The 25,549-nt window shown below is 37.1% G+C and carries 29 protein-coding genes and 5 pseudogenes; 7 read left to right on the top strand and 27 right to left on the bottom strand.

Annotation, left to right across the window (positions count from 1 at the left end):
• Positions 1 to 398 precede the first annotated feature (398 nt).
• Together LKD41_RS05010 and LKD41_RS05005 are read left to right on the top strand one after the other, a co-directional pair.
• Positions 399 to 659 (top strand): GntR family transcriptional regulator, encoded by a 261-nt coding sequence (locus tag LKD41_RS05010; RefSeq protein ID WP_227700586.1) that lies wholly within the window; start codon positions 399 to 401, stop codon positions 657 to 659.
• Positions 660 to 740: 81 nt separating this feature from the next.
• The gene (locus LKD41_RS05005; protein WP_227700585.1) at positions 741 to 1,073 is read left to right on the top strand and encodes a type II toxin-antitoxin system RelE/ParE family toxin; all 333 of its coding nucleotides are present in this window, start codon (positions 741 to 743) and stop codon (positions 1,071 to 1,073) included.
• Between the two features lie 205 nt (positions 1,074 to 1,278).
• Here LKD41_RS05005 and LKD41_RS05000 read toward each other — a convergent pair whose 3' ends face one another.
• Positions 1,279 to 2,826, bottom strand: coding sequence for a recombinase family protein (locus tag LKD41_RS05000; RefSeq protein ID WP_227700584.1), 1,548 nt, complete (start codon positions 2,824 to 2,826; stop codon positions 1,279 to 1,281).
• Positions 2,816 to 3,493 (bottom strand): hypothetical protein, encoded by a 678-nt coding sequence (locus LKD41_RS04995; RefSeq protein WP_227700583.1) that lies wholly within the window; start codon positions 3,491 to 3,493, stop codon positions 2,816 to 2,818. Before LKD41_RS04995 ends, LKD41_RS05000 begins: the two co-directional genes overlap by 11 nt.
• 955 nt (positions 3,494 to 4,448) lie before the next feature.
• Between LKD41_RS04995 and LKD41_RS04990 the strand changes: the two are divergent.
• The 3 genes and pseudogenes from LKD41_RS04990 to LKD41_RS04980 all read left to right on the top strand — a co-directional run.
• Positions 4,449 to 5,336, top strand: a pseudogene (locus LKD41_RS04990) (type IV secretory system conjugative DNA transfer family protein); the annotation flags it as partial.
• A gap of 474 nt (positions 5,337 to 5,810) precedes the next feature.
• Positions 5,811 to 6,368 (top strand): hypothetical protein, encoded by a 558-nt coding sequence (locus LKD41_RS04985; RefSeq protein ID WP_227700582.1) that lies wholly within the window; start codon positions 5,811 to 5,813, stop codon positions 6,366 to 6,368.
• A 4-nt stretch (positions 6,369 to 6,372) separates the two neighbouring features.
• Entirely contained in the window at positions 6,373 to 6,912 is a 540-nt protein-coding gene (locus LKD41_RS04980) for a hypothetical protein (protein WP_227700581.1), read from the top strand.
• Here LKD41_RS04980 and LKD41_RS04975 read toward each other — a convergent pair.
• From LKD41_RS04975 to LKD41_RS04895, 17 genes and pseudogenes are all read right to left on the bottom strand, one after another.
• Positions 6,888 to 7,115: pseudogene (locus tag LKD41_RS04975) on the bottom strand (ParM/StbA family protein); the annotation flags it as partial. The gene LKD41_RS04980 and the pseudogene LKD41_RS04975 sit on opposite strands and share 25 nt — an antisense overlap.
• Before the next feature lie 40 nt (positions 7,116 to 7,155).
• Entirely contained in the window at positions 7,156 to 7,317 is a 162-nt protein-coding gene (locus tag LKD41_RS04970; RefSeq protein ID WP_012744162.1) for a hypothetical protein, read from the bottom strand.
• 332 nt (positions 7,318 to 7,649) lie between these two features.
• Positions 7,650 to 8,057 carry a peptide deformylase gene (locus LKD41_RS04965; protein ID WP_227700580.1) on the bottom strand — a complete coding sequence of 136 codons (408 nt, stop codon included), beginning with the start codon at positions 8,055 to 8,057 and terminating at the stop codon, positions 7,650 to 7,652.
• A 268-nt stretch (positions 8,058 to 8,325) separates the two neighbouring features.
• Positions 8,326 to 8,517, bottom strand: coding sequence for a hypothetical protein (locus LKD41_RS04960; protein WP_227700579.1), 192 nt, complete (start codon positions 8,515 to 8,517; stop codon positions 8,326 to 8,328).
• A gap of 8 nt (positions 8,518 to 8,525) precedes the next feature.
• Positions 8,526 to 8,750, bottom strand: a complete 225-nt coding sequence (locus LKD41_RS04955) for a hypothetical protein (RefSeq protein WP_227700578.1) — start codon at positions 8,748 to 8,750, stop codon at positions 8,526 to 8,528.
• Between the two features lie 138 nt (positions 8,751 to 8,888).
• A complete protein-coding gene (locus tag LKD41_RS04950; protein WP_227700577.1) occupies positions 8,889 to 9,671 on the bottom strand; it encodes an arginase family protein in 783 nt (260 codons plus the stop codon).
• Positions 9,668 to 10,279: a VWA-like domain-containing protein gene (locus tag LKD41_RS04945; RefSeq protein WP_227700576.1), complete on the bottom strand. Its 612-nt coding sequence runs from the start codon at positions 10,277 to 10,279 to the stop codon at positions 9,668 to 9,670. The genes LKD41_RS04950 and LKD41_RS04945 overlap by 4 nt, the downstream gene beginning before the upstream one ends.
• Positions 10,280 to 10,327: 48 nt before the next feature.
• Complete coding sequence (locus LKD41_RS04940) at positions 10,328 to 10,627, bottom strand: helix-turn-helix transcriptional regulator (RefSeq protein WP_227700575.1); 300 nt, start codon at positions 10,625 to 10,627, stop codon at positions 10,328 to 10,330.
• Between the two features lie 43 nt (positions 10,628 to 10,670).
• On the bottom strand, positions 10,671 to 11,606 hold the full coding sequence (locus LKD41_RS04935; protein ID WP_118057627.1) for a Fic family protein: 936 nt from the start codon (positions 11,604 to 11,606) through the stop codon (positions 10,671 to 10,673).
• A 477-nt stretch (positions 11,607 to 12,083) separates the two neighbouring features.
• Positions 12,084 to 13,460, bottom strand: a complete 1,377-nt coding sequence (locus tag LKD41_RS04930; RefSeq protein ID WP_227700574.1) for a sensor histidine kinase — start codon at positions 13,458 to 13,460, stop codon at positions 12,084 to 12,086.
• On the bottom strand, positions 13,448 to 14,110 hold the full coding sequence (locus LKD41_RS04925) for a response regulator transcription factor (protein ID WP_008370149.1): 663 nt from the start codon (positions 14,108 to 14,110) through the stop codon (positions 13,448 to 13,450). The genes LKD41_RS04930 and LKD41_RS04925 overlap by 13 nt, the downstream gene beginning before the upstream one ends.
• Before the next feature lie 14 nt (positions 14,111 to 14,124).
• Entirely contained in the window at positions 14,125 to 14,865 is a 741-nt protein-coding gene (locus tag LKD41_RS04920) for a lantibiotic immunity ABC transporter MutG family permease subunit (protein ID WP_227700573.1), read from the bottom strand.
• 1 nt (position 14,866) lies between these two features.
• Complete coding sequence (locus LKD41_RS04915) at positions 14,867 to 15,598, bottom strand: lantibiotic immunity ABC transporter MutE/EpiE family permease subunit (RefSeq protein ID WP_227700572.1); 732 nt, start codon at positions 15,596 to 15,598, stop codon at positions 14,867 to 14,869.
• Complete coding sequence (locus LKD41_RS04910; RefSeq protein WP_005609481.1) at positions 15,591 to 16,304, bottom strand: lantibiotic protection ABC transporter ATP-binding protein; 714 nt, start codon at positions 16,302 to 16,304, stop codon at positions 15,591 to 15,593. The genes LKD41_RS04915 and LKD41_RS04910 overlap by 8 nt, the downstream gene beginning before the upstream one ends.
• Positions 16,305 to 16,350: 46 nt before the next feature.
• On the bottom strand, positions 16,351 to 16,719 hold the full coding sequence (locus LKD41_RS04905) for a class I SAM-dependent methyltransferase (RefSeq protein ID WP_227700571.1): 369 nt from the start codon (positions 16,717 to 16,719) through the stop codon (positions 16,351 to 16,353).
• 154 nt (positions 16,720 to 16,873) lie between these two features.
• Positions 16,874 to 18,172 carry a tyrosine-type recombinase/integrase gene (locus LKD41_RS04900; RefSeq protein ID WP_012744117.1) on the bottom strand — a complete coding sequence of 433 codons (1,299 nt, stop codon included), beginning with the start codon at positions 18,170 to 18,172 and terminating at the stop codon, positions 16,874 to 16,876.
• A gap of 157 nt (positions 18,173 to 18,329) precedes the next feature.
• A complete protein-coding gene (locus tag LKD41_RS04895; protein ID WP_005604344.1) occupies positions 18,330 to 18,950 on the bottom strand; it encodes a helix-turn-helix domain-containing protein in 621 nt (206 codons plus the stop codon).
• Positions 18,951 to 19,125: 175 nt separating this feature from the next.
• On the opposite strand from LKD41_RS04895, the gene LKD41_RS04890 reads away from it, so the two are divergent.
• Both LKD41_RS04890 and LKD41_RS04885 read left to right on the top strand, forming a co-directional pair.
• Entirely contained in the window at positions 19,126 to 19,356 is a 231-nt protein-coding gene (locus LKD41_RS04890) for a helix-turn-helix domain-containing protein (RefSeq protein WP_005604346.1), read from the top strand.
• Between the two features lie 351 nt (positions 19,357 to 19,707).
• Positions 19,708 to 21,234 (top strand): MobA/MobL family protein, encoded by a 1,527-nt coding sequence (locus tag LKD41_RS04885; protein WP_005604347.1) that lies wholly within the window; start codon positions 19,708 to 19,710, stop codon positions 21,232 to 21,234.
• 85 nt (positions 21,235 to 21,319) lie between these two features.
• On the opposite strand, the gene LKD41_RS04880 is transcribed toward LKD41_RS04885, so the two are convergent.
• The 8 genes and pseudogenes from LKD41_RS04880 to LKD41_RS04845 all read right to left on the bottom strand — a co-directional run.
• On the bottom strand, positions 21,320 to 22,006 hold the full coding sequence (locus LKD41_RS04880; protein ID WP_005604349.1) for an SdpI family protein: 687 nt from the start codon (positions 22,004 to 22,006) through the stop codon (positions 21,320 to 21,322).
• On the bottom strand, positions 22,003 to 22,272 hold the full coding sequence (locus tag LKD41_RS04875) for an autorepressor SdpR family transcription factor (protein WP_005604351.1): 270 nt from the start codon (positions 22,270 to 22,272) through the stop codon (positions 22,003 to 22,005). Before LKD41_RS04875 ends, LKD41_RS04880 begins: the two co-directional genes overlap by 4 nt.
• Before the next feature lie 257 nt (positions 22,273 to 22,529).
• Positions 22,530 to 22,697 (bottom strand): annotated as a pseudogene (locus tag LKD41_RS04870) (DUF6061 family protein); the annotation flags it as partial.
• Positions 22,661 to 22,858 carry a hypothetical protein gene (locus LKD41_RS04865; protein WP_227700694.1) on the bottom strand — a complete coding sequence of 66 codons (198 nt, stop codon included), beginning with the start codon at positions 22,856 to 22,858 and terminating at the stop codon, positions 22,661 to 22,663. The gene LKD41_RS04865 and the pseudogene LKD41_RS04870, both read right to left, overlap by 37 nt.
• A 133-nt stretch (positions 22,859 to 22,991) precedes the next feature.
• Positions 22,992 to 23,783, bottom strand: a complete 792-nt coding sequence (locus tag LKD41_RS04860; protein WP_012740998.1) for a hypothetical protein — start codon at positions 23,781 to 23,783, stop codon at positions 22,992 to 22,994.
• A 32-nt stretch (positions 23,784 to 23,815) separates the two neighbouring features.
• On the bottom strand, positions 23,816 to 24,511 hold the full coding sequence (locus tag LKD41_RS04855) for a DUF6033 family protein (RefSeq protein WP_015521659.1): 696 nt from the start codon (positions 24,509 to 24,511) through the stop codon (positions 23,816 to 23,818).
• 413 nt (positions 24,512 to 24,924) lie between these two features.
• Positions 24,925 to 25,131: pseudogene (locus LKD41_RS04850) on the bottom strand (hypothetical protein); the annotation flags it as partial.
• Positions 25,130 to 25,549 (bottom strand): annotated as a pseudogene (locus tag LKD41_RS04845) (DUF3991 domain-containing protein); the annotation flags it as partial. The pseudogenes LKD41_RS04845 and LKD41_RS04850, both read right to left, overlap by 2 nt.

Here is a 25,549-nt window from a genome sequence, read left to right as displayed (position 1 = left end):
CTAATACAATAGTATATCTGCACAACTTCTTTGTCAATACTATCTATTTTTTTCGTTAAATTGACTATTTTCCCTTATTGTTTTTTATTGTATCTGCATAACAAAAATACATTGTAATATATATTCTATTTCAAAATGTATCTTTTTGATACTTGCAAATGTGCTCATAGATGCATTTATCAATATCATCCAACTCATTTTTGTATTATATTGTTATACTAAAAGCATAGAAGTTTGTATTTTATTTTTCAATATTTTTTCTTTTTTTTGCTACAAAAGAACAAATCTGCATATACAAATAGTCTCAAATGTATTATTATATATACACAAAAGTATTCAACTATAAAATCAGATTACAATATCTGTTTTTTTATTTACCGGAAAGGAATTTTCATTAAATGGAACTTGATAATGCCATAGCCACACCACTTTATAAACAGCTTGAAAAACTGATTCTGGACAAGATCACCAATGCAACACTTACTCCCGGCAATAAACTCCCGACAGAAAATGAACTAAGCGAACAATACCATGTCAGCCGTGTTACTGTAAGAAAAGCCCTTGCCGCACTGGACAGTCAAGGATACCTGGAGAAAAATCAGGAAAAGGAACATTTATCGCAGAAAAGAAAATGCAGCGTTCCCTTTACGTCAGATTAAGGAAGGAATGGACGATATTGCCACAGGCAATACCAGACTATTTTCCGAAGCTATGACTGATATCAGGAGCCACCGCAGTCGATGAGCTATCAGTTTTATATCACTTCCACCGCAGAACACGATATTATGCGTGCTGCGGATTACATCGAATTTACCCTCAAAAATCCTGATGCTGTAGATAATCTGTTAGATGCTGCGACCGAGCAGATAGACTCATTAGCCGACCTGCCACAGAAGTTTCATCCGGCAGAGGATCCAATACTGGCAAGCTGGGGCATTCGTTTTGTGAAAATTAATAATTACCTTGCCTTTTATACGATTGATAAAGAAAAACAGACTGTAATCATCGTCCGTTTTCTCTATCAGAAAAGTAACTGGACTTCCATTCTTCGACAGGGATTTCCCCTCGTTTAAGGAATCTGTTTTTATGCAGGTTTCTTTTATTTTTCCAATATATATCATGAGCAAAATTTACTCATAATTAATATTCGCTGCTCATTATATTACCACTCCATTGCAGTGGTCGATCTCTGCTTGTGTCAAGTAAAGACCAAAAAAATTTATTTTCAAGAACTATCAAAAAACGATAGTTCTTGAAAGCTTTCTTGTATAAAGTATATCATTTAACCTGTAAAAAATCATCCACATTCCACTCAAATTGAATGTTGCCGTCATCATACATTGTGATACGCTTTACAACCTGACGAATAAGATCCAAGTCAAATGTCTCCATTTTGGACAACAACTCTATTGTTTCTTCCTCACCAGCTTTATTAATACATTGTTCCAACTGTATTTTAGACTCAAGTTCGTGAAGCTCTATCTCAATTTCACCAATACGCTCAGTAAGCGTTGTCCTTTCCGATACCATAATATCTCTCTGGACAATTCCTTTCGTATAATCATCATACAACTGAAACTTCTTAGCTTCAGCCTTGCTTTTCATTTGATGCAGCTTATCAATTTCTTTTTGCAACTCAACACTACTGCTTCTTTTCTTTTTGTATATCTGCAAATGTTCAAGCATACCTGCCGCTGTTGTATTAATATATTGCATAACACCTGCCTCAAATTCTTCCGTTTTCATTCTGACATTGCGACAGTTATATTTACTCGGATCATAATCACAGCTACACTTATAATACCCATAAGAATTTACAAGTCCTTTACCACAGCAACCACATATTATTATAGATTTTTTATATGAACCCTGCTCTTTAGTTCGATTACAGGTTGTCTTATTAATCACTTTATGTGCTTTCTCAAATGTCTGTTTCGACACTATCGGCTCGTGACAATTTTCTACTATAATCCAATTATCAGGATTCATTTTTTTCGACTTATAACCAGTTTGAGCATTACATGCTGTCTTTCCATAAACAATTGTTCCGGTATAAATCTCATTAAACAATATATTCATAACTGCTGTGGCACTCCATTGTTTTATTTCATAATTTCTTGGGTGATTCCACTTTTTACCATGCTTTTCTTTATATTGTACACGGGTATCAATGTTGTTAGCATTCAAATATCTGGCAATTTGCTTATATTTTTTCCCATCGATAGCCATCTCAAATATAAGTCTGACCACCTCTGCAGGTTCTTCATCAATAACGAGCTTTTGTTTATCACTTTCAGACCTCTTATAACCATATGGAGCCTGCGGTCCTATAAACTTACCAGCCTTTGCTAATGTCGTTCTTGCACTTCGTACCTTTTTTGATGCGTCTCTGCTATACATCATATTTATAACATTTTTTACCGCAACCTCCATTCCTCCTGTTGCTCCTGTAAAATTATTACTGTCATAATTATCATTTACTGATATATACCTTACTTTTAGCACCGGAAATACAAACTCCAGATATCTTCCAACTTCCAGATAATCTCTACCCAGACGGCTATAATCTTTTGTAATAATAACTTGTATATTGCCTTCTTTGACCTGTGTCATCATTTCTTCAAATGCTTCTCTGTCAAACCTTGTTCCGCTTATACCATCATCAATATATTCTCTAACAGTATAAGTTGAAAGAACTGCGTCAGATTTGATATATTCCATAATAAGATTTCTCTGGTTGGTAATACTATTACTTTCATCTTTGCTATTAATATCTGTATCTTCACAAGAAAGGCGAAGATATATTGCAATTACATTATCTGCCATTACACTCTGCCTCCCTTACATCAGCTATAGATACTAACTGATCCAGCATATCATCATAGTACAACTTCACTTCCATATTCTTGTCCGGATATATCTTTATCTCAGATACAAAAGCGTCTACAATCTCCCGAGTCAGTATTCGTTTTCCTTGAAACTTTGATATAATACTTTCCCACGATTCATCTAAATGGAAATCTTTCCTATACTTACTAATGTGATTTTCATATTCCGTAATCTGAATATCTATAACATTCTCATTAATCGTCATTTGCTCTACATCATGTCCAAGTTCTATATTATTTAACTCTTTGGTTTCTAAGTTATATATAGATATACTTCCACCTTCTCTTTTTACCAAGTCAAAGTGAGAAACGATAAGTATGTTATCCCATACGGCCAAATCTAGTGGATAATATTGATCAAATGAAATTGTTTCTATCGTCTTGTCATTTATCGAATATATGCAAACGGTATTACATGGATGATCACCAGAATCTACTGAGTTTGAAAACAATATGTTGTTGTCGAAAAGAATTGCTTTATAATGAGTACCTCCATAATTTGTAATATCAATTTTCTCATCAAAACTCAGTTCTTCAGCATCATAAATGTAAATGTAAGAATTCATCTCTTTTCCGTATTTTGTAGTAGCAAATGCAAATAACATATCTTTACTACACAATAGCTTGCTTACATAAACACCTTCAATTTTCTCACTTACGACTTGATTATTTTCTTTACTACATTTATTAATGTACGAATCACCGTTTAACGTATTGCAATCATTACTGTCATACCTCCTAAAGCAGATTTTAATAAGTGCATCAGAAAAAATGTCATTATACCTGCTAAAACACATTGAAAAAATATAACTGGTACATTAAAAAAGTATTTTTCACTTATTAATGCAAGAATAATGGCATACGGTAAGAATAAAACTACTGATAAAATCGTATTACTACTAAACCACATATTCTTTTTAATACGCATATTACAATATGAAATTTCTTTTAACTCTGGACTAAGAATCCATCGAAATCCCAAATATTGAAACCAGATTTCAATTAATATTAAAAACTCCTGTGCTGAATCAAATATCTTAATTAAGATAGACTCATCTGCATTTCAAATCATATTGAGGTGTGTACAAAAGATGAACAAGAATTAATGTTGGAATTAGCTATGCGTCCAAATTGGATAAAAGCACATATTATGAGCGATAGACGAAAGCTGTCGCTAAATACAATTATGATAGCAGTTGATATTTCGGCATATTTTGGAGAAGTATTTATTAAGAATAATCCCAACATATATTGGGGCTACTTATCAAAACCAAAGAAACTTCATGGTGTAAATAGACCTAGACTATTGGGGTTTGCTGGAGATATGTCAGTTTATGTGTATGGTCGAGTTGAGGTGTGTATTTGGAAGACAATAGAGACAGTAGATAATATGCATTTGTTTAATATGTATCAAGTATGTTTGAAAATGATATAATCATAACTTCTTTGGATTGAAATTGTAATATTTAACATAGTGCAGAGGGGCTGTAAAAAAGTCCCATTGTTACGAACATAATGCCGTATCCGGCATAACCTTAAATGCGACAGCATTTGTATAAGTCACGCATCATCATTCAGAACTTTGCCCAGTTAAAGGCACTTTTCAAAGATACCTGGGAGACAATTCCCGGCAACTGCGATACTTTCATTTATCTTGGAGGCAATGAGCAGAGTACACACAAGTATGTCTCGGAGCTTTTGGGCAAAGGGACGATTGATAAGAAGTCAAGCGGGGAGACAAAGGGCAGACAGGGAAGCTCTTCAAGAAACTATGATGTATTAGGAAGAGAACTGTTTACACCCGATGAGGTCAGAAAGCTGGATAACAAAAAGTGTATTATCTTTATCCGTGGTTTTGTTCCTATCATGGACAATAAGTTCATACCATTCAATCATCCGATGTTTAACCAGACAGCAGATGGCAAGGGAGAGCCTTATGTTCATCAGATAAGGGGAGCAGATAATCTTATCGGTCCACCATTTGAGATTCTGTCAGATAAGGCAGTTAAGTATTATGAAAAACTGAAGGATAAGGGCGAGAATGTGTATATAGACTCTCTTACCTATGAGCAGTTTATGATGCTTGGTGATGCGGAATTAAGCAGAAGATTCTCAATGCAGGATGAAGCAGAGCAGAAGGCAAAGATTGACAGGGAGCAAGCAAATGAGCTTGAGTATGTCGATGAATCGCAGAAGTCTGATGCTGCAGAAAGTGCCAATGCGTCTAATGGAAGTACTGGAGCTAAGCCTGTAAGGAATCCTGAGAGGGAAAAGCCTAAGTGGGAGGATACCATCACAAACAGAATGCTACACTGGTCATATACACCGGAGCAGAAGGAAGAGGTGAAGAAAGCACTTGCTGCAGGAGTTCCGAAGGCAACGATTCTTACTTACTTTTATGCGGAGGTAACTGTGGAGAAGATGAGTTCATATCGGAATAAGCATTAAATGATATCGCATAGGCACAGGAATTATGTTATACTGTGTCTATGTAAATGAAAATGATGTTAAATTCGTTGATATTTTAGGTAAGTAAAGCGTACAACTAAATTTAAAGAATAAGTAGAGTGAACACATTAATTGTTGTATAACGTTTTTATGCAATTAAGGGTTACAATTTCGATAGGAGATATTTATGAAAAAAATTATTTTTACTGTTTTTTCAATACTAATTATATTGACTACTATATTTTTTATTGCTATTGGAACAGTTCGTGATTCACGATACTATATATTGATTTTAGTTTATATTATTGTGTACAAAATTATTTTGTCATTTACAAATAGAAGCAAAAAAAAGTAAACAATATTTTTCAACATTAGAATTAAATTTTTTTGTATAATAATTATTATGGTTTTTATACAGAGAAATATATGAATAACTAAATGAATATATTATGCATGATGAGAGGTGAGAACAATTTGAAAGTTTACTATTTAGCGCTATCATTATTTTTAACGTTCTTCTTCGCACATCAGATAACGCATGTAATGTGCTTTGGCAGATATAGAGATAAAAAATGCAAAAAGAAAAAATTTTATTTTATCTATGGATTTTGGGTGGTATTTTTTGGAATATTGTGTACAATGATGGGTTCGGCATCAGGGGTGGATCATACATTTGATTATGGAATGAACTCCTTAGAATTGTATTTGGGCAAAAAAAATTATTTTGAGGGTAATGTTATTTATGCGGAAGATGACTATAAGCATAATGGTGATTTTATACTAGAGTATTATGTAAAAAATACAGAAGACATAGAAATAATATCAAAACAAATTGTGGAAGAAAATGTATTTATATTTAGAGCTTACAATTTAAGTGATATAAATGTTGTATGGAAATCGGTTGATGATGAGCTTTATGTTTATGGAGGTGATGAACTTTATGCAACTATAGATGTGGAAAGAAAAGGCTTGCTAGTAAAATTAAGTTTTTATTGGAATCAAGAAAAACTGAATCAAAACATGGGAGGATAAAAGTATGGCAAAAACAAAGATTGTAAAATTTATGTGTTCAATTGTGCTTGCGGTCAGTCTGGTACTTTCTCAAAGTTATACCGCAATGGCTTCAGGTTCGTCCACAATAACTGAGCAACAGTTGGGAGTTCTATTTGATGGGATGGAAAGCATAGTAGTACAGTTGGAAGAGATGGGATTGACAGAAGAGGATATAAGTGATTTATTTGGTGTACTACCAAGAGAAGACTCTTTTTACCATGAAATAGAACCACAGTCAATAGAATATAACGGAACTTTTGTATGTGAAGGAAGTTTACTTGATGTTTCACCAGAATCATCTAATACCAGAAGTTATAACGGAAATTTACCAAGTTCAGATGTAACGCAAAAAGAAAGAATAGAGAATATTTATGGTATTGCATTACAGTATTATAGGACAAATTATTATGAGGGTTCTAAAGTAGATGGTACAGCATTTGGAAACTATTTATCATATCTGTATCTGTCACATTATATAGACGGACCGGGGAGAGCACCAACTGCTGCAAGAGTGAGAAGATAAAAGCTGTCATCTTCTACCTTGGTATCCTTTACCTCCTGCCTCACAGTTCCGACCTTATAAAACTTTCCTTCATACTCAAGTACATCGCCGAAAAGCGCCGGAGTTGTTGTAATCTCCTTAACACCTGTGACAAATACCTGAGAGATTGTTTTCATCATTGACCAGCCATGATCAATACCGATTACTTCTAACTTGTTATTCATTTTCTTCTTCCTCCATAATCTGCATATTCTTTTCATACATCTACCCATACCTTTCGGTCTGTTCGCCTTTTCTCTCTTCTTTGCTGCTGAAATGTTTATAAGCAAGTTCATCATATATGCGATCACCCTCTGCTTTAGCTTTCATAAGGCATGCCAAACAGATTGTTACAATAATTACTGCTACTACTATAAATACTTTCATATCCAGCCACCTCTCTTTTTGTGAGATGACTTACATTCGGACCAAATCAGCTTCCTTTCTGCCATCTCCTGCTCCTTTCCAATAAAAAAGGCAGGACAAACAGCCGGATACACTTTTCAGTGCAAAGCTAATTTAGTCCTACCTAAAATTATTACTATTCAATTTTCACCTCTCTTGTGTACACAAATTACATTCAGAATTTATATTCTGAAGCAACTATGTATTCTCATAAATTTCGGATTTTAAATAACAGCGCTGCCTTATCTACCGATTAAATGGTATAAAAAATAGGGACTAAATCAGCGTGAACCCCTTGTTTTCAAGGTTTTCTTCTAACTTGTCCCTATTATATCGCATTCATCGTGCTGGATAATCTGCGCGGTAAAGCCGGAATATTTTCCATGTTGTGGTTTAAAATCACCATTCAGATAATCCACCTCTATCTCCTGGTATCTTGTGCAGGCTTTGGCTCCATCCAGCGAAAGACAGCTTTCCTCTGTGCTGTAGCCGCCTGACTTCTTCGTAATCACCGGATTCACCATTGCAAATTGAAATGGGCCTGCTGCCACTACAATAATCGCTTTGTTTATGCCAATCATATTTGCTGCCATTCCAACGCAGGTTTCCCGGTTCGCCCGAAGGGTATCCAAAAGGTCTGTTATTACCTGCTTATCTGCAGGCGTTGCCGGTATTGCTTTCTCTAAAAAAATGTGTGTTCCTTTTACTATTTTCCTAACCATAATTTATCTCCAATATCTGAAACTACTCATTGAGCAAAATGCAGACTTTCAAGCCACAATTTTGTTCGGTGCTAATTTAAAATAAATACGTCTGCCTGCTGCAAAGCCTCCTTTGGCATTGCCGTCTGCTCTTTGCGGTTCCAGTATTGCGCTGCCTGTTCAAATTCTTCATGTGTCATATAAAGTTCATCTCCTGATTCTGGCTTTATTTTTTTGCCTTTTCTTTTATCCCGTCATTTTACCCTTTTATTTCTCCACGTTTCTTTTATCAATATTCCTGGGATACCTCTAAATAGCTTCGCTTTCCACTGATATAATCTGCATAGGCAAGTTCCGGGTCTTTTCCACGAAATACCGTGCAAAGTCCGCACATCTCGCAGTCTGCAATACATGGAAAAGCATTTTTGATATACTGTCTTCTTTCCGCTTCAGTAGAGGTCTCTATTTCCGGTGCTCTCATATTGCCACCTACCTGACGGTGCCGGAATTGCTCCGGTATTCCTCATTGATTTCCCGCAACTCCTTTTCGCCGTTGATATATGGCTCATAAAATGCATCCACGGAACCGCCACCTAAATTATCGCAGCCATTGCAAAAATCACAGGCTCCTCCGCACTGGTTCAGGCCCTCCTGCACGATATGAATCCGCTCTTCCCTGGTTGTATCTTTGATTAAAATACTTTTTATTTCCATTCAGCCATCATCCTCTCCCATTTTTCTCTTTCCATATGGTTCAAATAATTTCTCTCTTAAGTTAAAGTTTAGCACGAAAAAAGAGGTGCCGCAACCGAACCTCTTGTGGGGTTTTATCCTATTTTCTACTTTAGAATGTTATAAAATATAATGGGACAGGAACTCAAATAATTTCTGATTCGTTTCTTCATTCAGTTCTTCAGCCTGCAAATATTCAGGCAGTGGAATTCCCTGCTGGCATTCTCCGCAGATATCAATGCCAAGTATATTTCCGTTTTCCAGAAAATGTGAGAGCAATCGCTCCAGCATCGGAAGTGACATGTTCCCCTGGCTCCAGTTAGTCTTTGTATATTGTTTATCCAAGATGTCTTTGTCTATGGATATATAAACCGGCAGATTCTTTTTTATTTTGGAAATCTTATTTTTGTCTTCTCTGGTATGAATTTCTTCTGCGGAAAAAGTAAGGAGTTTTTCTGATATTTCTTTACGATTCATCAAGCCATCATTTTCCCAATAAAGCTGCTCTATATCCTTCGCCTGCGGTCCGATTAATACCAGTTGCTGCAACCATGGATTCGTCTCTAACACCTTTTCTGCCCAGTCTCCGCAGCTTGTCATGTGCTCAATCATCGGCTTTTGCATGTCCGTATGATGGTCAAATACAACAAGCTGGAATTCCTTTTGAATCTGGCTTGTCATAATTTCTGTCACATAATGATAATTTCCGGAATCCAGAAAATGGATTCCATGAATTCCATATGGCTTGATTTTTTCTCTGATTTTCTCTTCTGCCTGTCTGGAACAATACAAATCACACTCTTCAATTTCAGAGCAGTCCAGCCAGTGTATGCCGATATTCTTTGGTATGTTTTCATCGCAATATACATGCGAAAAATCTAAAATCAGATGATTGGTTGTCATTGTTGTGCCTTTCTTAGTCTTGCTACTTTTCCAAAGGGTGGATTCACATCTTCATTATCAATCAACCAGAGAACCGGAATATCAAGTATATCTGCTTCTTCTGGAAATAAACCATATCCATCAGTAAATATAATAATGACAGATGGCAGGTTGTGTTTCATATTACTTTTTATATAATGAAACACAACCGTAAAATCAGTACCACCTCCACCATATGGTATTATTTTTTCTAATTCATTGATATTTTCAAACGAAATTGGTGGGGTTACATCTGTATCAAAGAACCCAAACTTTCCCTTTATTTTACCATTAAATTGCTCAATAATACCTCTAATTTCTGCATATACTGCTTCAAGCGCATCTTGATTTACTGAAGCGGAAGTATCTGCCCAAAACCAAATTTCTTTTGTGACAAAATCTCTTTCGTTGAAATCCGGCAAGTCTGAACTGTTATATCCAAACAATATCTCGTTTCTTACGAAATCATAAATGGCAGCTATTTTGTTATATTCATCTAATTCTATCCATTTACGATTTTTTATGAGAGACTGTATACTCTCTACATCGAAATTTAGCATTTTAGTCATTTCAAGATATTTCTTCTCCATAATATCGCCTCTCTTTCTTCTTATGGCTCTATTATAGAAAACAAACCTCTAATAAACTTTCAAAAATTCGCTATCTTTTACTGTACTTCTCGCCGGAAGCCCCATCATCCTTTTTACTGTAGATGCAAAATGTGATGGTGAATCAAATCCTGCGTTTAATGCTGCTTCTGTTATCCGTTTCCCAGCTAATAAATCTTGAAATACTCTTTCTAACTGATGCAGTGTTAAATATTTTTTAAGCGTTATCCCTACCTGTTCACTAAACAAATGAGATAATCGGCTTGCTGAAATACACAATTTTCCAGCATATTCCTCTATCGAATGTTCTTCACAACTACATTGTTCCAATTAATGACACGATTCGTCCGTTTAGGATATAAATACTTATCTACTAAAACTTACGCCAACACTTCTCTTTCAAAAATGCCTTAATCTCATCTTCATTTCGACCTTCATAATAAGCTACAAGAAGACTCTTGAATTCAGGCACAATATTCTCCGGCACAACTAACAATCCAATACCTTTTCCAATCATAAAATGATTAGCAAAGATAATAGAAGCTCTCTTATTACCATCAATAAAAATCTGTGTCTTCATACAATAAAGCGTAAGCTCAATTGCAATATCAACGTCCTCAAGTCCTGAGTTTATAATTTCATCTATTTTCTCTTTTACATCCAACTCATTTGGAATTGGAGGCACATAGCTTGAACCACCAATCGTAACAGGAACAACTCTAACGGAACCACCATTTTCGAAGAACCCTTCATTTACCAGGCGTGCTATATGACTTACCATATAATAATTGCAAGGAGAAGCCACTACATCCGGATCCACAATAAACTCCCACGCATGCTTCAAATTTAAGATTTTTTGAACATCAGTCGCTTTTACTCCGTTAACTTCGCCATTTTCCAAAATAGTTTCTGTCTGTGGAAATGTAGTGGAAACACCTTCCAATACAGCCTGATCATAAATCAGACTTTTGACATTAGCTCTAGCAAAGTCAATATTAAGCTTTACTCTTGGTGACAGTTCGCTTTCTGTATATCCAAGCTTTGCTAAGTCCTTTTCGATTTTTCTAAGTTGCTTTTTAACCGCTCTTATTTGCTGCGATTGATTAACTGCAAGTGCGTAGAGCTCCTCAGAATATTTATCTATATAATTTGATTTGTATTTTCCAGCTTCTCTTTTTCTAACATAAATATATTTCTGATCATTTACAGTCTTGACTTCAATACTTCCATCAAATGCAGAGATATTAATTTGAGCCTGCAAATCAGCTTTTTCATTTAGTAATCTTTGGATTTCTGTTATATTACTCATTCATCCATCTCCTTTTAGGGTTATTTTATGATTATATATTGGCACTTTTTCACCCTAAATTCAATATATTTTTTAAATTTAGGGTGATTTTTTATTATATTTTTTTCAAATTCACCCTAAATCATATCGGACAGGTTTATTTCTTACTCGCCACCTGTAGAGGTGGGAGTCTTCTCCGATGAGATAAAAATGTTTTAGATTCGTTTCTATCTTTTGTATTCGAAAGCATCCCCTGTGAATTTAGTGCTAATTGTGTTGGATCCCTGGGACATCCGCGATTTACAACTCTAGTAAATGAATCTCCTGTACTAATCATCATAACATTATAATTCCCAGTTTCCTTATTAGTTATTTCAACCATTCGGTAATGATGTTCTTCATTATTAACCCTTGTAATTTTTGAACTTCCACTGTCATCCTTTACATATTAGATAAAAGCATGTAAAATTTCTTTTACATAGCTTAATTGCGGTCTATTTAGCTTGTTTCTTGACTACTCAGGAAAAATATTTCTACCCTCGCCCCACCTGTATTTTCAGAATTTGAAAGTTTAATACCTCCACCATATTTTTCAGCCACAGTTTTTGCAAAAAATAGTCCCATCCCATAATGGGCTTCGCCATTTCTACTTGTGTCATCCATAAAAAACTGCTCTGTGCCATGCAATAATGCTTCTTTTGTAAATCCTGATCCGCTATCCTCCACAATGAATGTCAGCCGGCCATCCTGCTCCTTTGCGTCAATATAAATGATTCCATTTTCTTTTGTATGCTCCACTGCATTCTGAATCATATTCATTACGGCCCGGAACATTGGATCATAAGCAATCGTTACCTTTTTATCACTTTGTCCCGCCTTCCAATCTATTTTCTGGTGATAGATTTCTACCAGTCCGAGTGCCTGTTCCTTTATATCTGCGAAAAAATCTTCTAACCTCACCGTTGTATAGGTAACATCACTGCAATTCCATGATTTTGTGACATCTATCAACTGTTTTACATAACTTTGTATCTGTGTTGTGCCGTTCAAAACATAAGTGATATTATTCTTCTGTTCTGTGGTCAGTTCAGTCTCTGAAAGTAGTTCTGCATTTCCCCGTACAATCGTAAGAGGTGTTTTAATATCATGCGCCAAAGCAGACATCTGTTGTTTCTTTTCCTGCTCTGTTTTCCACTGCTTTTCTAAAGATTCTCGCAATGCATCTCGCATATCATCGATTGCCGATAAACAGTCATCAAACTCTTTGATACCGGAACAGGATGTCTCATATTCCAGATTTTGATCCTTTATTTGTCTGATTGCGTCTAATACAGGCTGCATCTGCTTTTTGATTCTTTTTCCAAAACGTATGGACGGAATGATGATAATCGCTACCGCTCCAATCACTGACATAATACTCATCACATTCTGTGGTCCTATAAAATGCTCCCTCAAAAAAGCTGAATGATATTGAGGTGTCAGGCGATATTGCAATACAACATATTCATTTTCCCTTACAATTACTTTATAAAAATATTTCCCGGATGCGTTTCCGTACTTTGCAACATTCCATGCTATCTGTTCGTATTGTTCTGACATATCTCCACCTATTTTCTCTCCATTCTCTGAAAAGATTACATAATCACAAAGTGCAGGAATCATCTCAGCAGTTACTTTATCCGCACGTAAAATCGTATCATATGCTTCATTAATCTTTTGCTCTGCATAATTCGCCGGATAGATACAGCCCACACTAATCAAAAGGGACAGCAGCAGCCAAGCAACAATCACCAAACCTACTAATGATCCAAGCATGACCAGTACATATCTCATAAAAATCCAGCTGAGTGCATTGCTTCTCTTTACTCTTCCCATTTATATCCAATCCCCCAGACTGTTTTTATCGGTGTATAATCATAATCCGCAAATTTTGCTCTTATATTTTTGATATGCGTGATAATGGTACTGTCATTACTCTCACTGTCAAAACCAAAGACCTCTTCTAAAATCTGTTCTTTCGAGAAAACCTGTCCCCTGTTTTTAGCCAGGAATTCACAAATTTCGTACTCCGCTTTCGTAAGAGGAAGTTCCTTATCATCAACCAATAGTTTCTTTTGAGATATTTGAATACAGACCCTCCCCAAAACCATCCGGACAGAATGTTCCCTGTGCTCTCTTCTAAGATGTGCATTGATCCTTGCCCGAAGTTCCATCACTCCAAATGGCTTTGAAATATAATCATCTGCTCCTAAAGAAAGTCCGTTTACCAGACTGTTTTCCTCCGTTTTTGCCGTAAGAAACAAAATCGGACAATCCACAAGTGCCCTGATTCTTTTGCATAATTCGAAGCCATCAATTCCAGGCATCATAATGTCCAGTAAAATCAGGTCATAACGATGTAATTCTTCCATATTAAGTTTCAGCGGATTACTTACTTTGGTAACCAGATGTCCATCCTTATTCAAAATGCTTTCTATCATTTCCAGAATTGCCGGTTCATCATCAACTGCCAGTATTTTTGCCATAGTTTCCCTCGATTCTATTCCGATATTCTGTTTCCTTCCCAGTGGTTTACCCACCAAAAATAGTATACCATACTAATCCCTGTAAATATTAAGCAACCTGGTATGAATGACAACCATTCACCTACACTAGTTTCTCCCAATATAGATTGCAGATAAGTATATGGTACTCTACCCGTCCAGCAGACAAATACATATTTCCACACATAATCTCCAAGTCCGGTAAGCATCAATGCACTAATTAGTCCTGATATAATCCCTGCTCCAATGGATACCCCTTTTCCAAACTGAAAAGCCAGAATCAGCTGCCACAGATAAAGTGGAACACTGCTTCCCCACAGTAGCAATGCTGCAAATATACATCCTTTCATGATTTCGATATCGCTTGATGCGATTCTTCCAAATCCAATTCCGAATATGATTGCTGTCAATAGGATAGAGCACAGACACAAAACCAGTAGCATCAACAGTTTCGATAAAAATGCTGTAAGTTTATCTGGTAAAGACAACAGGTTTTGAAAATTACCTGCATTTTGTTCCTGTTCCATCACACTTGCTGTAAAAATTCCAATAAGTACCGGAAGTCCTGCTCCTATTGCCTGATAAAATGCAATCACTTTCATATTTTCATTCCATGGTGAAAAAAAGTAATATATTAAAAATATAACGCTGGTTATAATCGGAATCAGTAAGTGTGCCAGAATCACAGATGTTCCTTTCATCTTTCGCAAGTCTGCATTAAGAGATCTTCCAATCATCTTATTTCACCTCTCTTCTCTCAAACCATTTCAAAAACAGAACCGTTACAAAAACAAACCAGATGATTGAGAGACACATTCCCGGAACAATGACTCCCATATCCAAAAGAGGATTCCCTGCTTCTGCGGCAAGTCCATTTGGTAAAACATGAAGCAACGGGCACATCATTCGCATAGGGATTGCAGAAACAAGTACATACCAGATTCTGGTTTGTGATATTACCACACCGCTGACGGTAATAAATAGGCAGACGAGCAGGTTTACAATCATTCCAAATCGTTCACTTAAAAATAAAGCTACCGGAATCTCCCATAACTCAGAAACCGTCAGAAACAATACTGCAATCAACGCTCCTCCAACTGGAACATGTGTCGTTAGAAGAAAGCCTCCAAGCGTTGCTCCTGCAAACACAATCACATTAGAAAACAAAATCATGTACCCAATATAAATAATTTTCCCCAGCAACAATTTTCTTCTGTCTGTGGGAATAGTCATTAAATGATAGTATTTTATCTTTTTCTCCTGCGCCACAGAAAGATAACAAAATAGAGCAATCATCCCCGGCAGCAAAAGTGTATACCACCAGTTCCAAACACTTTCTGCATAAGCATTTGTCATCCCAAGAGTAAATATAAATGCCATGACAAATGTAAGAAGAGGAAATCCCCAGATAAACTTTTTTCGCATGGTTCTTTTGGCTTTTTGATGTTCTGCTTTTATAATATTAACCATGGATTTCACCTGCTTTCTGGTTTTTTCTTACCACATTCATAAACAAATCTTCAAGATTATCTCCCTGCTTTAATGCTCCTTCGTATCCTAAGATTCCACCTGAAATAATCCCGACTTTATCTGCAAGTAACTGTACCTCTGAGAGAATATGACTGGAGAGAATTACAGTGATTCCCTGTTCCGGAAAAGACCGGATCAGCTCTCGTAATTCCTCGATGCCTATTGGATCTAATCCATTCGTAGGTTCATCCAATATCAAAAGTTCCGGTTCTCCAAGCAATGCCATTGCAATGCCTAGTCTTTGCTTCATCCCCAAAGAAAACTGTCCTGCTTTCTTCTTTCCGGTGTTTGTAAGTGATACAATCTGCAAGACCTCATCAATTCTGTTTTCATCCGTACCAAGCAATAATTGTCTTACCTTCAAATTCTCTCTGGCGGAAAGATTTTCATAAATAGGCGGATTTTCAATTAACGCTCCTATTTTTGATAAATCTTTCCTATCCAAAAGTTTTCCATCAAAGTAAATCTTTCCTGCAGTTGGTTTCATCATACCGGTCAGCATTTTCAATGTGGTAGATTTACCAGCGCCATTCGGTCCAAGCAGTCCATAAATCTGTCCCTTTTCGATATTAAGTGAAACATTATTTACCGCTTTCTGTTTTCTAAAATATTTACATAGATTTTGTGTCTGTAACATCATTTCCATCTTTACTATCCTTCCTTCTATATTTCATTTCTTATTGAAATATAACCTAACAGAAAAAAATAAAGATTTGATGAAGATTTATTCCCGTATCCATAAAGTGCTTTCCACCATTTTTTAATGCTTTCGCAATGACAGAAAAAATCTTATGATTTTCCCCATCGTCTTCAAGATATCCTATTGCTCCATCCGCCATATTCAGCACAACATCAAATTCCTTATCAAATGTGATCGTGCGAATGTCCTGACAAATGAACTTTGCATTCAAATTTTCTTTTTTTGCCTGCTCGTTTGCATAATCTATGTACGCCGGTGTAATATCAATACCGGTATATGAAGTTTTGGCTTTATCTTGTAGTTTGCGAATATCCGTATAAATAGAAAAAAACCTTTGAGAAAAGGATTTCTCCTCTCTCAAAGGGCAAGTTGGCAAACTGGAATTTATCTATTAACTCTCTTAACTTTCCCCTATTTTCAAGGCTTCCCGCCATTGAAAATTCTATATATGTATCCTTTTCCCTTGTTTTTGCCCTTATGGGATAATTACAAGGGAAAATTCATTATTCAGTTGTTTAATCGTTGCCTGCCACTTTATCAAGAAGTCTTGCGGAAGTCCGCTTTGCTTCCCTTGTAGCATGGGCATAGACATTCATGGTGGTACTCACGTCTGAGTGTCCTAACAGTTCCTGCACATCCTTAGGCTGAGCCCCGTTGGATAAGAGGTTTGTCGTGTAGGTATGCCTCAGTGTGTGGAAATGGAAACCTTCAAGCTCCGGTACTTTTCTTCCTGCTGTCCGGCAGGCTGTTTCTATGGTTGCCGGAAGTTCCAGACAACCATCCTCCCTTAAGCATACAAAGAAGATTTCGGTGTAATCTTCCGGCACATTCTCTGTCATTCCCAAATGATAATACTCGTAATGCACCCGATTCTTTTCCATTACTTCTCTGTAAAAATTCCGCTGGTAGAGTTCCCCATACTGAAAACGGTTTTTGTGCTGTTCCTTTTTTGCATTCCTCAAAATATCTGCGAGGGTATCGCCAAAGTCAACAACCCTGATCTTTTTCCACTTTGTCGGACCGATTTCGTGCTTATGGGTAGCACCATTGTAGCGGATGCTCCTGCGTACAGTGAGATACTGTTCTTCAAGGTTGATATCCTGCCATGTCAGACCTGCTACCTCTCCAAGTCTGAGACCTGTAAAGTATGCTATCTGAACCGGAAGAATCGCATCCCCACTTCGTTTTCCAAGCTGTTCAATCAGTTTCCGGTACATTTCAAAGGAAAGCGGTTTAACCTTGTCTCTGTCTGTGGCTGTTTCATCCGCAAACAAATCTGTTTCTTCCTTTTTATGCCTCATCACCACATACTGCATTGGATTGAAGGTAATAAACTGTTTCGGAAATACCGCAAACCGGAATGACTGTTGCAATACTGCTGAAAATGACCTTACATAATCAATGGAATATCCTTTTGATATAAAATCTCCCACAGTGCCTCCAAATGAGAGCAAATCCATAAACTCCTGCAGGTGTACCGAAGTCACCGTTTTCAGTTTCCTTTTGCTGATAGGGTGTTGTTTGATTCTCCCAATTGTCTGAAGATAATTGCCAACCGTTCCATTACTCAATGTGCCTGTCTTTAATTCTTCCTCAGCCCACAGGTCAAGCAACTCTCCGAGTGTGATGTTTTCAGCCTTTGCAACAAACCGCTTGGCTTCATAATCCTCCATTGCCTGCCTCAACAGCTTTTCCGTCTCGCTTTTGTTTTCCGTACCTGCAAATTCCTTCTGCACCAGATTACCGCTTGCATCTTCCACATAGAAGCGGTAGTACCATTTCTTGCCTTTCTTTCTTACAGAACCTTTTGCCATAATCGTTACTCCTTTCGATATCGACAATCGGAACTGATGAAATGCTTTCTGCGTGTAGATATCTTACGGACAAGTCCGTAAGCCAATTCGTCGCTCGTCAAATCTGTAAACAGCTTGACTCGCTTGCACTCATTGTATCATAACTCCGGTTGTCTATCTATACCGGTTCGGAGTCTTTCTCTGAAAGAAGATTTGCAAGCCTTACGGCTGCCGTTTCGGGATTCTTGGAATAGAGCCTTACAATGTCGCCCATGTCGTTCAGTGCGTTTACCGTATGGGTGATTTCCCTAAGGAACATAATCTCATTATATTCCTGATTGGATTCAAACCCCATTACTTTTGCAATTGTGGCATCTTCCGTATTCCCTTTAAAATTCTTACAGGCATATTGAAAGGAATCAACGAATAATTCGTATTCCTTCAACATCAGCAGCAGTAAATCTTTGGAAAAATCCGCTTCGTCTGCCTTCATATCATAAGGCAGTTTGGAGAGAATGGAAGTCATGGTATCACGAATCTGTAATTCCCTTTTATCCGTAACATCACTTGTCATTTCTTCCGTCTCGCCCTTCAGCCACTCCACTGATACATGAAGTGCTTCCGACAGACCATCCAGAACAAGCTTCTTGGTGTTGTCAATCGTTCCTGCCTCATACCGCTGTATGGTGGAAGCGGTAACTCCCATCTTTTCTGCTATATAAGGCTGGTTGACACCTAATTCCAGTCTGCGTTGTTTTGCCCTGCTACCGATTAACTTGCGTAATTCTTTATCTTTCATTCTGATACGCCTCCTTTTTCGGTATGGCTAAAGTATAACACAGTAAAAGTAGCATTGCAATATGCAAGTTAATAATTACTTTTAAAATTTCGTAACGCTTGACAAGAAGATATAAAAGTTATATAGTAGGCATAGTTACAAAATTGCATTATGCAATTCAAGAGGAGGTGTTTTAATGACAGAAGTGAAGATTGCACTGTCCATTGAGGAAGCTGCCGACTATACGGGTATCGGCAGAAATACCCTGCGGAAACTGGTAGAATGGAAAAAGCTTCCGGTATTGAAGGTAGGACGGAAAGTCCTTATCAAAACGGATATGCTTGAAAAGTTCATGACCGCCAATGAAGGCAGGGACTTAAGGGACAAAGGAAATGTCAGAGCTGTCACAAGAAATGTGACAAATTAAATAGGGACAGTCCTAAGACCATCCCTAAGGTATGTATCTGACCGAAGCCATGATATACCTACACGCAAATAGATTATACCATGTGCTTCCTCTAAGATACAACCGGAAATTTAAGAAGTGGGGAAGAAACTTTTTTATACAAGCCCTCGGCGTTTGAGAGCGAAATACACCCCTCGCACAAATCTTACGATTTGTACTCTGTGTATTTCGCCCTGCTGGGAGCTTTTCGCCGACAGGCGGATATGTTCGTAGACAGGCTACCTATGTAGCCTACTCACTTTCACATTAGAAAGTTTCCCATCCTCATTTCTTGCAGCTTCGTACTTGGCAGATACGGAAAGGAGGAAGCACATGCCAAGAAATTCATTTATTCAGATGACGAAGCTCCACAATGTCCGGGGAAGAATTTATTATATTTCAAGCCCAAAGAAGCAGGAAAATCTGTATGCGGTATATGAAACCACAGACCGTAATTTTTGGACTGACCTTGCAAAATATAATCAGGCAGAATTTAAAAAAAACGGTACGGAGGGGAAATGTATTGAGGCAAGGGAATTGATCATAGCCCTGCCGGAATCTTTTACGGAGTATCCTCCAGACAGACTGTTGCAGATATTTACAGACCATTTCAGACAGACTTACGGAACGGACTGTATCGCAGCCCTGCATCACAATAAGCGGAAAACCAACTATCACATCCATCTCATTTTTTCGGAGCGTACACTCTTGGAACAGCCCATAGAAAAGGTTGCCACCCGCAATATGTTCTATGACGAAAAGGGAAATCATGTACGCACCAAGAAAGAGATACTTGATGAAGAAGGAAATATCCGTAAAAGGTGTAAGGTGATTCACAAAGGTGAGGTATACGAAAGACAGATTTTCTCCATTAAGGATAAACACTTCAAGGCTGAAAATTTCCTTGATACCGTCAAGCAGGATTATACCAATCTTATCAATCAGTATGTGTGGGATAAAAGCCAGCGGTTAGAAGTTTTTGAGCGTGGCGGTATGTATCTTGCCACCAAAAAGATTGGTAAGAACAATCCGAAAGCCACCGAGATTGAGGCAGACAACAGTAAACGCACCTTGTGGAATCAGACTGTTGACAGAGCGATTGTAACGGGTGTTTCCAAGTCAGAAATCATGCAGATAAAAAAGGAACGGATAACGGACAAGATTGTGGAATCCGTATGGCTTTACGGAAACAGACCGAATCTGTTATCTTCCATTATCGGTACTGCCATTGCAGTATTAGAACTGTTAATCTCCAAAGTATTTCTCAAAACTCTGGAGCTTGCAGATAAAGTAATTTCCAAAGAGCTTGAAGCAAGACCGGAGAACACAGATTTCAAAGAGCAGAAAGCTGTACCAGAAGAAAGCAGAAAGCAGACAGATACACCAAAGCCTGCCATACCGCCAAGACCACAGCCATCACCGGAAGCAGTTTCTTACAAGCACTTATGCGAAATTTATCAAAAGCTGCAAGAACAGAATAAAGCAATTTTTGCACTCGAGAAACAGCGAAGTGACCTTGAAATTGAACTGTCCGACAGCAAAGGTATCTTCAAAGCAAAAAGGCGTTCCGAACTTTCAACAGAGATAGCCGGATTGGAGGAACGTATTTCCCGAATGAAAGCCCGATTATCCCATATCGTAAAGGAATACGGGTATCAGAATGCGGAAGCCTTCTACAAAGCATTTCATAAGTCAGAGACAGCTTATGGGGATTATCAGGACAGCCTTAAGAATTGGAAACAACGGTATGGAGAAAAGCCACAGTCTCTACACGATAGGCTTATATCTAAGAAACAGGACATAAAGGAGCGAGAGTTAACAAGACCATATTCTCCACCAAACCGTGGAAGGAGTAGATAACAAACGAAGGGAGGCAATTGCCTCCCTTCGTTTGTTATCTCTCCGTAAAAGACTGGAATTTCACCCTCTCGCATAAAGATACAAATTATTTTTTTATTTCCTTATCATATATCTTTTTTGAGTATACCACAGTTACAATTGTTGCTAATAATAAATAAATCAACATAAAGATTGTGCCAGTCATCCCACTTGTAAATACGGTTGTAATGATAGTCAATAACCCCGTAATAATAATACATATTGCACCAAAGCGGTTACTCTTTCTCCATGTATTATCATTGTGCATACTCCAAACGGTTCGAACTCCCACTACTGCATTTCGTTTTGCCTTTGTCATAAAATTTCCTAATACAATAAATATAATACCACACAAAATACATGAAACTTTTGCAATGTCAATAACCGCATGTTCACCACCTGCATTTGCCTGTATCCAAGAAGAATAAAGAATAAAATAATGCATAATCCCGAACATGATTGCTTGCGAAATTCCTACAACACATAATACCTTTGCAGAAGATTTTGCTTCCATCTGTTCCTTTTCTGTATTTGCATTTTTTGATTTTTTCTCAAACACATAGATTAGCAAGTGCCAAAACAGTGTAATAAACAAAATAATTACCGGAAAAATAAAGCTTTCTGTTTTACTTCCCCATCTGTCAGTGTTTCCCTCCAAGTCATGATGCATAGGTATAATATCAGGCATAAACTGTAGTACAACACTTGTAACTACAACTGGTATCATTGCTACTATCCACATTATTTTTTTCATACTTTTTTTCCTCCAAACTGGTTAACCCATATAATTAATTCATCGAAAACCGTAGTGTTGATTTCATAATAAACAAAGTTTTTCTCTTTATATTCAGATATCAAGTCTGCGTTTTTAAGTAATTTTAAATGATAAGAAAGAGCAGCCGGTGTAATCTGTAATTTTTCAGCAATCTCTCCGGCATTTAATCGTTCATTTCTCAACATAATAAGAATGTCTCTTCGCTGGCTATCTGCCAATACTTTAAAAATGTTAGTTTCTCCCATATCTTTTACCTATTTAAAACTTTCTTTAAATAGATTTTAGCATGCTATTTGTTTTTGTGCAAGAACTATTTAAAAATAATTTTAAATAGAGGGGATACACTGAAAAATCAATGTGTCCTCTCTATTTACCTTAAGGCAAAATTCAAACATCTAGAAACTTAAGATTCCTGCCTCTTATTATGGAATAACCGTACGTTCTATATATTTTTCTGGAATTTTTAGTACTAGACCTCTATCATGATATTATATTAGCAAAATCACCACGTATCTAAACGATCCTCTGCATCAACCCATACTTGCATTTCTCCATCCAAGTATAATCTTGCATATTCTAATGGATTATCAATAGCCAAAGCATTCAACGAACACTGGGAGCCGGGAGTAGTTCTCAATCCTTCCTCTGCCTTATTGCAATCAATTCTAAGAGTAATAATAAGGCTATTGCACCAGCTGTCTTAGGACCTCTCTCTACTGTATAGATGTTACTCCCCTTAATCTTGGCTCCCTTCGGTTCGTGGGCATGAATCTTGGCTTTCTCCTTGGTGTGAATGACCATCGGTTTGTCATCAACCTTTCTAATTTTCAATTTTCTCACCTCCTACTTTGAAAAATAAAATAAGCCGCTAGGGAGCAAAAATTACTCCTTAACGGCTATGTAAAATCATTCAATATTCAATTATTAAAAGCAACATGAAACTGAAATTTCACGCAGACTATTCCTATACCGTAATGTCTATTCTGACCGATGATTTCTTCTCACCAAAATGCTTTATTTCGATATCCTTCATTTCCTCTATAACATCTTTTTCAATTTGGTGAACATCACTTAATTGTAAATCTCGCTTCGAATCATTTACTATTTTTGCTGCCTCATCTACTGAAACAGTTGTATCTGATGTTAACTGTTCAGACATTTCAGTATCGTTTGAATCCTCTGCAACCTGCCCCTTTTCTATAGATGTCTCTACAATTTCCTCTTCTGTTGGCAAATCCCTATATTCTGTACTTTTTACAAATCTTGTGAATGACTCTACAGCTCTAAAAGTATTTCCCATGATACGTTGAGCTTCCTTAAGCTTTTCACTCTTTGGAATATTTGGATTATTCACGATACTTTTTAGTTCTGCCAAATTTCCATTCATCTCATTTACTTGAAGCCTTTGAGCCTCTTCTTTTGTCTTACATCTCTCCAACCTACGCTCATAAGCTTCTTGTTCCATTCTTGCCGCTTTATATTCCATATAGGCTTTAGGGTCTTTCTGACGAATAGCATCTTCTTCTGAAGCTGTTAATTCTTGACCGCTTGCAATCTTGTTATAAATCTGACTATATGCAGAACTTTCTTTGTCTCGCTCAAGTTGCTCTCGGAAATGCTGAATCATGCTTTCTTCCTGACTTGTTACAGTCATACCCTCTTGCTTCTTTACAACATCCCCGGTAGCCTTCTTTTGCTCCCAATCATTTACTAACTGCATCTGATTCACAGCGTTTCGTATTGTACCTGCAATCATAGCACACCTCCAATTCCCGGTTAATGCTACGATTAAATAGTGATATCAAACTTCATACCCTGTGTTGCCTTTTCTTCTGTTATCTTACTCCAATCCAGTTCAGAAATCTTTTCAAGTAATTCTTCTTTTGAATTTGCCTGAATTGTAGTCCGCTTAACAGTTACATCCTTCTTTTCCTGCTTTTTCTCCTCTGCACGTTTTTCCTTTAATTCTTCAAGCCGTTCTTTCTGCTTTTCTGTAATCTTCTCCAAATCAGCAAAAAGTGTCATCTTTCCATCATCATCAAAGGACATAGTTAACTTATTTAATACAGTTCCACTATTGTCTGTCGTTCCCCAAGCACGTTCAAACCCAAACTGTTCATTGATTTTATCTGACATCTCAACTGCAGTTTTTACCGTAGACAATTTTTCCCGTGCATATTTCTCATCGGATGCCATTCTTTCAAGTTCAGCACTTGAAAAAACAACTGTAAATTCCTTATCGCTTTGGTCTACTAATCCTCTGAAATCATCGCCTTTATCAGCAATAATAAAATCGAAATCCGCATTATCCTTACGCAATGTTTCCAGATATTTCTGTGCCTTAGAAGATAACTTATCTTCGCTGGATTTTATTTTCTGTGCATTGGGCTGCACATCTTTTGCTTTCTCTGTGTTATTTTGCTTACTAACAGTATTGCTCTTATAATAATCTGTTACCTGTGTTAAATTAGCTGCTCTAATCATGGTATCATCCTCCTTGAAAATTGATACAGAAATCCGTTTCTATATCTGTAATATCGGCACTTTATATCCAAAAGTTAATAGTGCGTAAAATTCAAATTTTCTTTTCCCTAATAATTACAAATATTCCTTGGAAATTGCTTCCACACCATACATTTCCATAAATGCATCCAGGTCCGCTGCATCCCCAATCAACATATTCTCGTCAAAGTGTACGATAAGCATATCTTAAAATCCAGCCACATGTTCTCCGGTACAAATGATACATTTTAGAACTGCTTCCTTATTTATTTTTCATATCGAATCTTATATGCTTTCTTCTTAAAAATAGGGAATATCTAATTTATTATCATCAAGGTCGGACATTCATCCGACCTCTTGATTATACTATAGATTCTATAAAAATTCATCTGTTATCACTGCAGCATTGCTTCTTTTTTCTTCTGTTCCGCAATCTTCTCATGAATGTTGGTATTATACAGCCTGTACAAATCCGTATCCTTGCTGATCTGATTATCAAAGGGAATTACTACCGAACCACACTTAATAAGTCCCATTCCAGAGGCGGTATTAGTTACGAACCGAAGCTGTGCCTCTGATACCCCGATAACCTCCGCCATCTTTACCCTGCTTATCAAACACTCCCCGCATACTTGCAAATCTTGTCACTCCATTTTTATCATTTCCTTTGAAAACAACATTGTGATAATGCCTGCTCTCATAAATCAGTCCTTCTTTTAAAAACAAATCTATGACTGCTCTGCTGATTCCTCTCTCCTGATTCAGATAGGAAATAAGATAGGAATTATCTCCTGCCGGTTCCGGTAGGACAAATGGCTTTCTCTCTTCTGCCTGCTTCTGCGATACCTGATGAACAAGTGGCTGCTTTACAGGATTCTCGATTCTTCTGTATCCTGCAAAATCTAAAAGCCAGAATACAGCCTCTTTTACACTCATTCCACAGAATACCCGTAAGAAATCTATCTGTGAGCCGCCATTGTTGCCTTTGTCAAACTGCCTTGACCATCTGTACCAATGGCT

The sequence above is a fragment of the Roseburia sp. CLA-AA-H209 genome (assembly GCF_020687575.1).
Lineage (GTDB): Bacteria > Bacillota > Clostridia > Lachnospirales > Lachnospiraceae > Roseburia_C > Roseburia_C amylophila.
Note: the sequence above shows the minus strand (reverse complement) of the source record. Positions and strands in the feature narration are given on the sequence as shown.